This window comes from Microcoleus sp. Pol12B4, from assembly GCF_036701385.1.
Classification (GTDB): Bacteria; Cyanobacteriota; Cyanobacteriia; order Cyanobacteriales; family Microcoleaceae; genus Microcoleus.
Genome location: NZ_JAUBQR010000196.1, coordinates 1 through 12,750, shown reverse-complemented (window position 1 = coordinate 12,750; position 12,750 = coordinate 1). Strand labels below are relative to the sequence as shown.

The following is a 12,750-nucleotide window of genomic DNA, read 5'->3' as shown; positions in this document are numbered from 1 at the left end:
GAGAATACGCTTTCATTAGGTTTGACTACAACAATGATATTTTGTTGTACCTCATTACAGCGGAATCCGCTGTAACTAATGACTACCGATCGAGCTTGCGCTGAATTTGCCTCAGAGATTGGTACATTTCGGGCAAGCGGTTGTAGACGGCTGCGGCTTTGAGAAATAGTTTGTGGGGAATTGCTGGAACGCCCGTCACGATCGCACCTGCGGGCACGTCGCTGTGAATTCCGGCTTTAGCAGTGGCGATCGCCCCATCTCCGATTTTGGCTTGATTAGCAATTCCTACTTGACCTGCCAAAATTACATTGTTGCCAATTTTTACCCCGCCGGCCATGCCAACGTGAGCGGCAAACGCGCAATTTTTTCCTACTTGACAGCCGTGACCTACGTGTACTAAATTGTCGATTTTTGTATTTTGGCCGATGCGGGTTTCTCCGACAGCGGGCCTGTCGATCGTGCTGTTGCAGCCAACCTCAACGCCCTCTTCTAATACCGTGCAGCCAGACTGCTCCATTTTCACCCACCCTGTGGCTGTCGGCACGAACCCAAAACCTTCGCTCCCGATCGCCGCACCGCTGTGAATCACGCAATTTGCCCCGATGCGAGTACGTTCGTGAATGACACAATTAGCGTGTAAAACAGTGCCTGCGCCTATTTCCGCATCTGGGTAAATTACGACATTTGGATGAATGCAAACGTTGCTGCCAATTTTGACTTTTGCTTGAATAACGACGTGGGGGCCGATATAGACATTTTCACCAATTTCTGCTGAGGGGTGAACGACGGCTGAAGGATGAATTTCGGATGCTGGGCGAAACGGTTGATAGAAAAGGGCGATCGTTTCAGCAAACAGCAATCGCGGATCGGCTGCGGCAATCCAAGCGATGTTGCGATCGTCACATTGAGCTTGGAGGCTTTCATCTAAGGGCAAAATTAAAGCCGAAGCATTTGTAGTGGCAGTATGAACGGCAAATTTAGCACCTTCTATATAACTGATTGTGCCCGATGGAGCTTCATCAACAGGGGAAGCGCCAGTAATTTCCGGATCGGTAGCAACCGACGCTGTGAGGGTGCGACTGGTGGCTAAGTTAAGTTTTTCTACTATTTCACTAAACTTCATCTATAAAAATTTGTTGTTAGCACAGATGGATCATAGTTAAAATTACCAGCTTTGGAGCACAATCTGAGCAGTTGCCATTTAAAAAACAAAAACCCCGGTTTCTTGAAGAAGTCGGGGTTGTAGCGCTCGATTATTTTTGGCAATTATTTTACAGAAACTGCATCTACGTCAACGGTGCTGCCGTTGGCTTCAGAATAATTGGCACCCGTGGCTTTGGATGCAGAAGCTGTCTCTGTTTGGCGAGATTTAAAGTAGTCGATCGCCATTTGCGAAACTTCGGAAATCAGCAAGACTGCGATCGCCACATCGTCAATTTGACCGATGACTGGCAGGAAATCCGGGGCAATGTCGATCGGGCTTACCAAATATGCCAGGGTTCCCAGAATAATCCACCAGCGGTATTTGGGGTTGCGGAGGGTGTCGCGGTACCAGTTGTAAACAGATTGTATAGAAAAGTTCATGGGGTTGTCCTCTACTTATATTTTCAATCTTGACAAATTGTCGCTCGAAATGCTTGTGGAGATATCCCCCCTAGGGTTGGCAAGAGACTTCTACCTGGGAGTATAGGGAATTGGGGAGGGAGAAGTTGTCAAGCTGTATTGAAAGGGCGGCGACTCTTAACAACTCCCCTACAGAAACCTGACAGATGAAAGCCGATGGAATTAATATGTGTTTATCTGCTGTTTTAAATAATATTCATATCTCTCACTCACGAATTTTGAAAGATCCATTTTTGGTCACCGATCGCAATTTCGCAGCCATTTGGTAGCCAAAAAGGCTCGTTAGCAGCCAGCCTCTGCCCACCCACAAAAGTGCCGTTGGAACTCCCGCTATCGACAAGCTGATACCGCTGTTTGCCAAGTTCGTCATTAGCCCGGCGGATTTGAGCGTGGTAGCGCGAACTTTGCGGATCTTGCAATACTAAAGTGTTTGTTGGTTCGCGTCCAATTGTAAAGGGATTGCCTGTTAGGGCGATCGCCTCTCCAGAAAGTTTGTAAATTAAATATGCGGTTGTTTTGCGATCGCTGCTTGTGAGTACCGTTGGTGCAAGTTGGGGAGGATTTCTCCCAGGAGGGAGACTATTTTGAGCAAGTTGTTGTGTTAGTTGTTGTAAATCTCGATCGAACCCTGCTGCTGTGTCAGAAGCTGGAAGACTCGCAGGAGAATTACCTGAAATTAAGTTTAACTGCTGTACGGGAGATTGAGGAACAATCTGACGGCCGGCTTCGGCAATTCTCATTTGCAGTGCGGCCGCATTTTCTGCTTCCTGTCGCGCACTCATTCCTTCAACTTGGCGAATAACTCCGTTGGTTTCGGGAAAGCTGACATCGCCAATTCGCACGTCTTCTAAGTTAAAACCTAGAGTATAAAAATCTTGGACGCGATCGAGCAAATTTTGGCGCAGCAACAGCCGTCCTTGACTGATAAGCTGTTGTAGGGGTATTTGCCCGATCGCTAATCCCATACAATCCTTAACTGCACTTGCTAAAGCACCTATAGGATCGGACAATTCCAAAGCTACCCGTTTCGGATCTATAACTTGATAAATAACGGTCAGAGTGGCATCTATTAAAAACCGATCCTTAGACAAAAAATCTCCGTGCGACTGCACCTCCAAATTGCGGAGTTTGGTGTCTACGAGGACAATTTGAGACTGTTCCAGCAGGGGAAGGGCAAAGCTGAAATGCCGCCCGGATTTCAGGGTACGCACGGCGCGGCCGTTTTTGACCAACACACCCGTGTAACCCGCCCCTATAAAGTCCATACTAAACCCGGCCCAGCGTTCTGGAGTTATCGTTTGAATCAGGGGAGAAGCGTTGTTCATGGGAGGGAGTTGAGGGAGGGAAGATTCTATTTTTAGGGTAACAAATTGCTGGGGGCGAGCGATCGGGCGGTGTGCCGGTTCCGCAACCTCTATTCTATACTTCTGGACTCCCCCCGATTCAGACCGGACTGGATCTAGTTTGCACCCCAGCAACCCACATTTTGTTCGTAAGACATTCCCACTTTTGCCATCACCCGCCGCGAAGCAATATTTTCAGGTTGGGAAATCGCTACAATGCGATCAACTCCGAGAGTTTGTAACCCGTATTTTAAGATAGCAAACGCTGCTTCAGTTGCCCAACCCTCGCCCCCAGCTTATATCTATTTGTACTCACTTACTCACTAGGCTTGAATTGCCTGCATTGGCAAACAATCTTGAAATTATCTGCTTTACATCTGCGGTTTCCCTATCCATCAAAGATTTATGCAATAAGTCTAGTGGCCCGATCGCCCTTTTGATCTACCTGACCAAAAACGCCGCACACTCAACATGAGAAGTCTGAGGAAAGAAATCCGCAGGCTGCACTCGCGCTAACTTATAATCCCCATTTTCGCACAACATCTTCAGGTCGCGAGCCAAAGTAGCAGGCTTGCAGCTAACATAAACAATGCGATTTGGTTTGATTTCCTTGATAGCTTCCAAAACCGCGCGATCGCACCCTTTCCTCGGCGGATCTAGCAGCACAATATCCGGTGTCAATCCCAAGGATGGCAGCAAACTCTCTACAGTTCCCACCTGAAACTCGACATTTCTCACGTCATTTAACTCACCATTTAATGTGGCTTGTTCGATCGCCGCCGCTTGCACTTCTAAACCTATGGCTATTTTTACTTTTTTTGCCAGTGGTAAAGTAAAAGTACCAATCCCACAGTAAGCGTCAACCAAAACCTCGTTTCCCTGCAAATTTAATTCCCCTACCATCACCTCTAACAACGCTTCGGCAGCCTCTGTATTAACCTGGAAAAAAGTATCGGCTCTTAGCTGAAAATTCATCCCAGCAAAGCTTTCTCGCAGATAAGAACGACCCGCAATGCAGCGAGTTTCGGAACCAAAAATCACATTTGTTTGAGCGGGGTTTATATTCAAACAAACACCTACCAGTTGAGGATATTGTTTCAGCCACTCTGATGCTTGCTCTTCGAGTCCCGGCAACTCTCCAGTGCGAACTATTAAAGTTAGCAGCATCTCGCCAGTGCGCCGTCCGATCCGCAAGGACAAATGACGCAATTCTCCTGTATGTTTCTTTTCGTCGTAGACTTGCCAATCCCGCCAGTGAATATCTTCTTTGACTTCTTTTAACAAAGGATTGAGGCGCGGGTCTTGCACCGGACACTGATTGAGATTGACTAACTTGTGGGTGCTTTTTTGATAGTAACCTGCTTGAACTTGACCTGTCGCAGATATTGCCACGGGATAAGTCGCTTTGTTGCGGTATCCCAAAAATTGGGAAAATCCCTCGATTTTTCCCGTTAAAATTTCATCAACTTGCGGATTGCTAAATCCGCCAATCCGTTCTAAGGCTTGAATGATTTGATTTTGCTTGGCTGCAAGCTGATATTGATAGTCTACGTGCTGCCACTGACAACCGCCGCACTTGTCGGCGACAATGCAGTTAGCTCGAATGCGGTGTTCCGAGGCTTCCAGAAGTGTGTCCAGCTTGCCTGTAGCATAGGTGGATTTGACTTGCACGAGGCGGACAAGGACTCGATCGCCCGTCACGGTATCGGGAACAAACACTACTAACTCACCAAAACGACCAACTCCGTCGCCGGTGTCTGTCAAGTCGGTAATCTCTATCTCAATCAGTTGACCTTGCTGGCAAGGGTTTGCCAATTTCGTCGAGTTTGGGGTTGGGAATTTAGATTTGGTCACAAGTAGTCGTGGTAGGATTTAATATGGTAATCCAATATCGCTCTCTCTTTCCTGAGATAAGTCGTAGCGAAGCGGGGCGTAAGCCATCGCACTCAAGCTCAATTGCAGGCTGTCTTCCTGCTGCTGAACGTCTTGCTGCTAAAGCCAAGCTTCAACCTGCAAGTCAAGCCTGCCGTGAGTTGCCCCGATCGATCCTGTGCGATATGCTGTTGGGGCGAGGTAGCAAAAACTCGTTAAACAGTCAAAGTGTCTGCCGACATCAAAACTCTCACTCGCAGTTTTTGAGTTTTTCCCGCAGTACCCTGGAATACAGGGAAACTGGCTTGAACATCAAGCATAACGTTTGCGGAGATTTACCCGCTACTTCTAATGTTGATAAATGTTAGAAGCAAAGTAAATCGCCCAACCAAGAATCTCATCTTTAAGGGATGAGAATGTCAATTAATCTTACTCTCAAATATCCTCAATTTTTTTGAATAACAATGAGCGTAGTTAGCCAACTAATTCTCCAAGCCGACGACGAACTTCGCTATCCCAGTACCGGCGAACTTCAAAGCATCAAAGATTTTTTTAAAACCGGGGAACAGCGGGTGCGTATTGCTACTGCGCTGTCTGACAGTGAGAAAAAAATTGTTGAAGAAGCTAGCAAAAAACTCTGGAAAAAACGCCCTGACTTTATCTCCCCCGGAGGTAATGCTTACGGCCAGCGCGAACGGGCTTTGTGTCTGCGCGACTACGGCTGGTACTTGCGCCTGATTACCTACGGTATCTTGGCGGGTGACAAGGAGCCGATCGAAAGCATCGGTTTGATTGGCGTTCGGGAAATGTATAATTCTCTCGGCGTTCCTGTTCCTGGCATGGTCGAAGCTATCCGCTGTTTGAAGGAAGCTTCTTTGGCTTTGCTCAATCAGGATGATGCTAAGGAAGCAGCTCCTTATTTTGATTATATCGCTCAGGCAATGTCTTAATTGCTTTGGTGATTGCTTTCCTCAATGTGGCGGAGCATTCGCGGGTGATTTTTGGGGTGATTTTATCTCGCAATTGCTCGCAAATGTTTCGCTTCTGTTTTTTGAAAGGAAATCTGCCTCATTTCTGCTAGGAAGCAATGCAGTTTAAGCTTTCCCAGATGTTGAGTTCGTCTTGTCTTTCTAAGCACATTTGATTTAAAAAGTCAAGTGTTTTTTTGAGAGATTGTTTTTTGAATTTCCGGCTGTCGTACTGAATGGATGTTTTGAGTTGCGAGAGTTCTCCAAGGGTGGGACAGGTTTGGATATGATGGGCGATGGCATTTTGCCATTCTTCCAGCCTGCGGTAGCTGACGAACAGGCCGCCTCTATCCCGATGGTGGACGAAAACCACGAAAGCCCATGATTCGACTCGCTTAATCAGGTTTTGGCTGATTTTGAGCAGGTGGGCGATCGACCTGACGGTGATGCGGAGCTTTTTCGAGGGTTGGATGCGGCGAAATAGTGCTGTCATGGCTGTATACTCAGGGCTTGAGAGGCAAGTTCGGTTTAGAGTCAATTACATATTACTATATCAGACTCTTATTGCACAAGTGCAATGAAGTTAATTTAAACTTCTTCAGCTCAGATGTTGCTCGTGCAACCCTCAATCATTGATGCTGTGCTAGTTTGAGAGTTAACGTAGGTGGGAAAAATGTCAGGACTCTCTAACAAAGCTGTGGTAGAAAAAGAGCAGGAATTGCGTCCCGTTCGCTTCACTGAAACGGGGCGGATGCGTTTGGGGAAGATTTTAAAAGCAGCAAGACAGACAACAGGCTGGTCTGTAAGCGAAACAGAGTTCAAAACAAAGGGATATGAAGAGGCGCTGTTCACAGCTACAAATAAACCCGTACCCAAAGATGTGGGTATCAGTGCTGCAACAGTCAACCGTTACGAACGCGGGAAGCTGGATAATTTGGATTGGCGATCGCTCTCTCTGTTATGCTTTGTCCTCAAGCCGATCGATCCGGTGACAGGGGAAGCCCTGGAACCCACAAATGCGCTTTATATCGCTTGCGAACATCCGCCGTACAATGACGCGAAGCTTTACGAGTAGTTCATTGCTGATATCTGAACTGATGCAACCAAATTCTTGAGATGGGGAGTTTTGAACCGCAGATATTAGGGGATGAACGCTGATGAACGCTGATGTCTTTTTATCTGTGTTTATCTGCGGTGATTGATTACCGATCGCCCTTTTGTTTAGCAATTAAAGCTTTAGCTTGCTGCCACAGAGATTCTAACTCTTCTGGGGCATAATCTGACAAAGGTCGATCGCACGCAGCCTCCACCCTAGCAAACCGCTGCACAAAGCGATCGTTTGTTCCCTGCAAAGCAGCCGACGGATCTAAATCGTACCAGCGAGCTAGTTGAATTAACACAAACATAATATCTCCCAATTCTGACTGCTGCGCTGCCTTATCCTCGTGTTTGAGAGCGTGTTCAAATTCTGCCATTTCTTCGTGGAATTTATCCCAAACGCCGTCTACACTGTCCCAATCAAAACTCACTTCCGCAGCTTTTTGAGAGATTTTCATCCCGGCGGTGATCGGCGACAAAGTGCTGGCATAACGGCTCATTTTCGAGGCTAAAGTTGGTGGCTTTTCCGAAGTTGTGCCTTTTTCTGCTGCTTTGATTTTTTCCCAGTTTTCGTTGACTTCATCCACGCTGTTGAGTTCGACATCGCCGAAGACGTGGGGATGTCGCCGAATTAGTTTTTCTGTAATGCCCGCAGCGATTTCGGCGAAGGTAAACTGATTGGATTCGCTGGCAATTTGAGCTTGCAGAATTACCTGTAACAGTAAGTCGCCCAATTCTTCGACGATCGCATCTTTATCTCCTTTGCGAATCGCGTCGGCGGTTTCATAAGCTTCTTCGATGATGTGAGGAATTAGAGTTTGGGGAGTTTGGGCTAAATCCCAAGGACATCCGCCGTCTGGCGATCGCAATTTCGCCACAACTTCTATAAGTTCTTTGAGTGCTGTGAGCGATCGACTTTCAGAATTAGACATAATAATTTACCTTTTATATCCACCGCCAAGACGGTTATAACGTTGTTAATGGCTCCAACCATTGATTTTATTACTTCTTCCTTCTTCCTTCTTCCTTCTTCCTTCTTCCTTCTGCTATGGATTTGCTAGATGTGCGACTGGGAGCTTTGATTTTGGGCCTCTTAATTGTCTTAGGAGGGCGCAACCCGCTCAATCCTTTTTTTTTGAATCTTTTGTAAGCCGAGCCACCCCAATCGCTCAGATAGTGGCTCATAGCGCCCAATTCTAGACCGATGTAAACGGCTAAAATTTCGATGTGGTGTTCCCAGAGCGATCGCCCGTAACTCAAAACCACATCCTGCCAATTCCCCCCTAAGTTCCCGACTTTTTCGGCAACTGCCAATCCCAACATTCCGAGAACCGCGATCCAGATAGCGAGGTACAAGATTCGCAAAGCAGTGCCGATCAGAGGGCCGTGGGACAAAAAAGAGCGGTGGCGCAGGCTTTTTTGGTACGGGAGCCAAATCGGTTTGAACCATCCCCAGCGCTGATACTGGCAAGAGTAGATATCCAAGTCGGGGCCAAACATCAGCCCGCCGAATAAGAAACTGCCGGAAACGAGCAAAGTCAGGTTGCTGCTCTGAGTCTGGCCAAAGGTGAGGGCTGCCACGAAGGGCAAACTCCACATGGTTATTTGATCGTGGGTGCGGCCAGAGGGCATTTAAAGTTTAGGATTTTTTTTACTTGATCTTTCTGAGTTACTGTGATATGATAAATCCCGGTGAGTGCAATTGGGTGATTAGCTCAGTGGTAGAGCGCCTGCTTTACACGCAGGATGCCGTAGGTTCAAATCCTACATTACCCATTCTTGGTAGTCTGCATACTGTATGGATTTGACCTACTTACATCCTGCGTGTAAAGCAGGGTGTTCTCAATTCTCCCTCAAATTATCCCCATTATGCCCCGCTGGGCTATTATTGGTGAATAAATTTTGAGTAGCCTTTCCCGTTTACTGTTACCGAGAGAATAAATTAATCGGATTGATGTAGGGTACAGGCCAAGGATGAGCAGGTTTAAGCCTATCATAGTGACCACAGATTACCCCTAATATTCTAAGGGGTAACTTTGGCGTGGCTTAGTCGTCAACTTCTTCCTTGAGGGCTTTACTACCACCCGCAAGCGTCCGTCTTAATATCTTTCGGGCGCGTGCTAGACGGACTGATTTGATGGCATTCCAATGCCGATCCGGCGGCTGCGGATGCCCCACAATTGGCGTAGTGAGAGAAAGCAGCGAGAGTAACTCTCGCAGGGTTTGTCGCGAGATAAGGATTTTACCTCGTGGCAATGTTAAATCTTGCGGCGTACTTGTTTGAGCGCCGTTAAGTTGTGTCATTATTATTAAGCTCCAACTGTTGATAATGAACTGTTGGGGAAGTCGTAACTATTCGGTGTTAGTAGCACCGGGTAGCTGCGCCTATCAATCTTCCTTACCTCTTACGATCGCAGCATTTGAGGGAAAATGCAACCCTGTGATTGTAAAGTTTTGTGTTGTCGATACCTCAGTAACTGCACTAGCTGTGGAATTGTTTCGAGCTTACAAGTTGCCTCAGTACGAAAAGATGGCTACTGAGAAGCTTCGCAGCGTTACCCCGTGACCAGTTACTGCTCAGGAATCGCTAGCTCTTTATTCCTGATTCCCCCTTTTGGGGTTTACACTTCAGTCCTCCCCTAAAATCTCCTCAAGTTTTGCTAGTAAGTTAGCTGGAACTTTCTTTACCAGATAGGGACGGATGAAGCTGAGAACTTTGGCCGCCTTATCAGATAAGTCGCTGGCAACGCCGCTGGCAGGCGAACTTTTTTGATTTTCTTCCCGGTCGCAAGTGGCGATCGCCAACTGTTCTTTCAGATTTTGCACCTCAAGTCCCAAATCACCGTTCCGCTCGTGCAGTTGATTTAGTTCTTTATCCCATTCAGCTAGCTGCTGATTAGCCGCTTTCAATTCAAGCCTGAGCGATTCAGTTTCGCTGTTGTCATCGCTCAGGCTCTCAATTTTCCCAGGCGTTCCTCCAGCGCTGCCACGCGTTCAAGTACGGGGTCTAACTTAGCGGCTACCTGAGTGTCTACAGTTTCAACAATATTTGTAGACAAATCTGTAGACATCAAACTATCATTGCTTCGTGTAGACATCACTGTAGACATTACTGTAGACATTACTGTAGACACTTCTATGTCTTCCCCAGTAGCAAGCGCTTTGAGGACGCGCATCGCAGCTTGGCTGGGCGATTCCCCTTCCTCCCTTTGGGCTTCTATCCAGTTTAAAAAGTGACCGGAGGCACGAAAAGATATAACCTGACTGTTACTCATTGTAGACACTTGTAGACACAATATGTCTACATTAACCGATGGCTGTCTACAATGTCAACACCTTTGTCTACAAGTGTCTATAATCTGATTTGAGCCTAATTCAAATAGGGTACAGCCGAGATACAGGCAAAATGAAGTTACCCTAAAAGTTATACCTAAAATGCTACAATCAAGACGGGGCAAAGAATTGCGCGTTTTACAGATTGAATTTAATCGATTTTTAAAAACCGCTCGGATGCAAACCGGGAGAAACACAAAATCTGTTTTTAAAAATCGATTATACGATGTTCACGGGGAAATTTTTCGGCGGTCGCAACGAAGATTGTAGATTGCAGCCGATGGCGCTGAGGTACAAGCTTATACAATGTTCGCGACCAAAAAAGTTTCAGCTCCGAACGAAGTTTGTACTTCCTAGCCATCGGCACATGGGGGATACTAGATGATATGTGAGCTAGGCGGGAAAATCCATATTTCCCTACCTAACCCCCGCAACCGCTACAACTTCAGAACAGGAACATTTTGAGTGTATAGAACACTGATAACAACTTTTAGGGTAGGCAAGTCATCCAGGGCAATATAATAGTCCTTTTCGGCGCGACCCAAGCCCACATCAGTGACTTCCCCGTAACTTCCGTGATATTCCCCGTCATCCAAAATCTGCACCCGGTCGCGAACCTTAAGCTCTTCATGAGTTACTCCAACACTTAAGGAAGTCGGTGACGGATTCTGTGACGGGTAGTGTGACGGATTCTGTGACGGGTCAGGTTCCTTTATTGATAGGGTTTCTGGCTCCAGTGACGGGTGTGACGGATAAAAGTCTATAGCGCTCTCGATATTTTCGGTTTTCACTTCCTCACAAGCTTTATCGGTGGTCGGAATGTCATCAATTAATTTTTCCCCCTGAATAAGAGGTTTATCCGTCACACCCGTCACAATCGTTTCTGTGACGGAGTTCTGACCCGTCACAGAATCCGTCACCGACCCGTCACAGAATCCGTCACAGCGAGAGTGAAGCTCATAATCGTAAGTTGGGATATACTCATCAGCTTTTGTCCGCAGTCGGAGTCCTTTGACTATTTTTCCTACTCTCGTGTGGACTTTCTCTACCTGCCAACCGAGAATCGTACTTGCTAGCTCAATCAGGTTCGGACTGAAGTTCTTAATCGCCTGTGGCTTATGACCCTGCTCAGAACAGTAAAGGTCATAAGCCTGGTAAATTGACCCCTCGGCGTAAGCTGAATCTCCGATTGAAGTTTGGGCTAGTGGGTCATAGATGAGTCTGTCGTTTAGGAATCCGGCGATCGGGTTATCTCTGATGGTGTTTTCCCAGCCCTGCAAATTTATTTCTGGGATATCAACTACCCCCCGCAGGATACGCTCTACCCAGTCGTCATCCAGCGATAGCAGGTAATTGGTGAATGCTGCCAGTTCTGGTTCAAAGGTTTCTCCCAGCTTGAGGTTGACTGACCCTACTACTGCATCAAATGGCACTGTAATCGTTCGCCGTGCCATACCGCTAGAGTTGTCGGCTCCAAAAATAGGGAAGTTTGAACCAAGCACTACCATTCCTTCAAATTGGAATTTAAAGGGCTTCTTGCCTTTCTCTTCAGCCCTAAGCCAATCGCCACCAGTTAGCTGCTTAAACTTACCGAGTTTGCGCGTCCCTTTATCTTCATCGGGGAAAACTACCAATCGCTTTTTGTACGCCTGTGCTGCTTCAAAACGGTTGCTGCACCAATCATCGAGAGTAGTGCTGTGTGTGTTTTCCACTCCTATGAGCGCAATTATTAGGCGCATCAGCGTACCTTTACCGCTGCCACCAATTCCAATCAGGTGCAAGAACTTCTGAATGTCAGCACGTCCCTTTAGAACGGCGTTACAGAACGCGATTATCAAGTCTTGTATGTGTTTGTTGCCTTTGGAGACAAAGTGCAGCCAATCGGCAATTTTTGACCAATCTGACGCTACAGCGGAATGTTGACGCGGTAGCGACCAAGTGAAATTGTGTCCCGGTGAGTGCGGTAGCAGTTTGCTTGTGGCAATTTCCAGTGCTCCATTTTGGAATGGCAATAGGTTTGGAAGTTCTCTCCAACTTCTCTTAATAAGTTCGTGTCGGAGAAATTTAACCACAGCCGTGACATACGCTGGCGGGATGTCTTCTAGTCCTTGCGACTTCAGCAGTTGATACACAACAGACTCAATGTATTCGTCAGTTTCGGGCGACCAAACGCCCGGTGTATCTGTCTCGTACCGATACCAGCACAGCACTTCATTGTTGAAAGCTAAACGGTCGCGGTAATCTTCAGCTAATTCTCGTGCTTTCGCGTCAGCGCTGGGAAGTTTGCTCTTTTTCCTCAAATCGCTTGTGTCACGCGACTGAGTGATGCTGTTTATCTGTTTTTCGATACTCTTAAGCCATTGAGCATAGGGGAGTGCATCAGCCATAATTTTCTTCACCATCTCCGGGCCGTGTTTGACGAGCACATCGTCAATCTTTAAGCCTAGCTCAGGATTCCACATTGCCACCAAAACGTTACAGCCTCGCTTTTCCAGTACCTTGGCAAGCTTTTT

Annotated in this window: 15 protein-coding genes, 1 tRNA gene and 1 pseudogene; 5 read left to right on the top strand and 12 right to left on the bottom strand. The window is 47.0% G+C overall.

The genetic code is table 11. The annotated features are described in order from the left end of the window. Window positions 1–82 precede the first annotated feature (82 nt). From lpxD to rlmD, 5 genes and pseudogenes are all read right to left on the bottom strand, one after another. Window positions 83–1,123 carry a UDP-3-O-(3-hydroxymyristoyl)glucosamine N-acyltransferase gene (gene lpxD, locus QUA38_RS22515; RefSeq protein WP_333165743.1) on the bottom strand — a complete coding sequence of 347 codons (1,041 nt, stop codon included), beginning with the start codon at window positions 1,121–1,123 and terminating at the stop codon, window positions 83–85. 143 nt (window positions 1,124–1,266) lie between these two features. Beyond that, window positions 1,267–1,584 carry a YkvA family protein gene (locus tag QUA38_RS22510; protein ID WP_333165740.1) on the bottom strand — a complete coding sequence of 106 codons (318 nt, stop codon included), beginning with the start codon at window positions 1,582–1,584 and terminating at the stop codon, window positions 1,267–1,269. A 248-nt stretch (window positions 1,585–1,832) separates the two neighbouring features. Next, entirely contained in the window at window positions 1,833–3,101 is a 1,269-nt protein-coding gene (locus QUA38_RS22505; protein WP_333165739.1) for an SPFH domain-containing protein, read from the bottom strand. After that, a pseudogene (locus QUA38_RS22500) lies at window positions 3,083–3,244 on the bottom strand (GNAT family N-acetyltransferase); the annotation flags it as partial. The pseudogene QUA38_RS22500 and the gene QUA38_RS22505, both read right to left, overlap by 19 nt. 163 nt (window positions 3,245–3,407) lie before the next feature. Then, window positions 3,408–4,820, bottom strand: coding sequence for a 23S rRNA (uracil(1939)-C(5))-methyltransferase RlmD (gene rlmD, locus QUA38_RS22495; protein ID WP_333165737.1), 1,413 nt, complete (start codon window positions 4,818–4,820; stop codon window positions 3,408–3,410). 23 nt (window positions 4,821–4,843) lie between these two features. Between rlmD and QUA38_RS22490 the strand changes: the two genes are divergently transcribed. Both QUA38_RS22490 and QUA38_RS22485 read left to right on the top strand, forming a co-directional pair. Continuing rightward, window positions 4,844–5,206, top strand: a complete 363-nt coding sequence (locus QUA38_RS22490; protein ID WP_333165735.1) for a hypothetical protein — start codon at window positions 4,844–4,846, stop codon at window positions 5,204–5,206. A gap of 96 nt (window positions 5,207–5,302) precedes the next feature. After that, window positions 5,303–5,788, top strand: coding sequence for an allophycocyanin subunit alpha-B (locus QUA38_RS22485; protein WP_190746013.1), 486 nt, complete (start codon window positions 5,303–5,305; stop codon window positions 5,786–5,788). A gap of 127 nt (window positions 5,789–5,915) precedes the next feature. On the opposite strand, the gene QUA38_RS22480 is transcribed toward QUA38_RS22485, so the two are convergent. Further along, complete coding sequence (locus tag QUA38_RS22480) at window positions 5,916–6,299, bottom strand: hypothetical protein (protein ID WP_333165733.1); 384 nt, start codon at window positions 6,297–6,299, stop codon at window positions 5,916–5,918. Between the two features lie 180 nt (window positions 6,300–6,479). Here QUA38_RS22480 and QUA38_RS22475 point away from each other — a divergent pair, with 180 nt between their 5' ends. Further along, on the top strand, window positions 6,480–6,881 hold the full coding sequence (locus tag QUA38_RS22475) for a helix-turn-helix transcriptional regulator (protein ID WP_333165731.1): 402 nt from the start codon (window positions 6,480–6,482) through the stop codon (window positions 6,879–6,881). 127 nt (window positions 6,882–7,008) lie between these two features. On the opposite strand, the gene mazG is transcribed toward QUA38_RS22475, so the two are convergent. Both mazG and QUA38_RS22465 read right to left on the bottom strand, forming a co-directional pair. Continuing rightward, on the bottom strand, window positions 7,009–7,836 hold the full coding sequence (mazG, locus tag QUA38_RS22470) for a nucleoside triphosphate pyrophosphohydrolase (protein ID WP_333165729.1): 828 nt from the start codon (window positions 7,834–7,836) through the stop codon (window positions 7,009–7,011). A gap of 70 nt (window positions 7,837–7,906) precedes the next feature. Further along, the gene (locus QUA38_RS22465) at window positions 7,907–8,536 is read right to left on the bottom strand and encodes a metal-binding protein (protein WP_333165727.1); all 630 of its coding nucleotides are present in this window, start codon (window positions 8,534–8,536) and stop codon (window positions 7,907–7,909) included. A 72-nt stretch (window positions 8,537–8,608) separates the two neighbouring features. Here QUA38_RS22465 and QUA38_RS22460 point away from each other — a divergent pair. Beyond that, window positions 8,609–8,680 (top strand) — tRNA-Val (locus tag QUA38_RS22460). A gap of 270 nt (window positions 8,681–8,950) precedes the next feature. Here QUA38_RS22460 and QUA38_RS22455 read toward each other — a convergent pair. Beyond that, window positions 8,951–9,208 carry a hypothetical protein gene (locus tag QUA38_RS22455; RefSeq protein WP_333097079.1) on the bottom strand — a complete coding sequence of 86 codons (258 nt, stop codon included), beginning with the start codon at window positions 9,206–9,208 and terminating at the stop codon, window positions 8,951–8,953. Window positions 9,209–9,233: 25 nt separating this feature from the next. Between QUA38_RS22455 and QUA38_RS22450 the strand changes: the two genes are divergently transcribed. Continuing rightward, window positions 9,234–9,470, top strand: a complete 237-nt coding sequence (locus QUA38_RS22450; protein WP_333097078.1) for a hypothetical protein — start codon at window positions 9,234–9,236, stop codon at window positions 9,468–9,470. A 62-nt stretch (window positions 9,471–9,532) separates the two neighbouring features. Here QUA38_RS22450 and QUA38_RS22445 read toward each other — a convergent pair whose 3' ends face one another. The 3 genes from QUA38_RS22445 to QUA38_RS22435 all read right to left on the bottom strand — a co-directional run. Beyond that, window positions 9,533–9,814, bottom strand: coding sequence for a flagellar alpha dynein (locus QUA38_RS22445; RefSeq protein ID WP_333097077.1), 282 nt, complete (start codon window positions 9,812–9,814; stop codon window positions 9,533–9,535). A 38-nt stretch (window positions 9,815–9,852) separates the two neighbouring features. Next, window positions 9,853–10,179: a hypothetical protein gene (locus tag QUA38_RS22440; RefSeq protein ID WP_333165725.1), complete on the bottom strand. Its 327-nt coding sequence runs from the start codon at window positions 10,177–10,179 to the stop codon at window positions 9,853–9,855. A 495-nt stretch (window positions 10,180–10,674) separates the two neighbouring features. Continuing rightward, window positions 10,675–12,750: phage/plasmid primase, P4 family (locus tag QUA38_RS22435; protein ID WP_333165723.1), on the bottom strand; the 2,076-nt coding region annotated here is incomplete at its 5' end.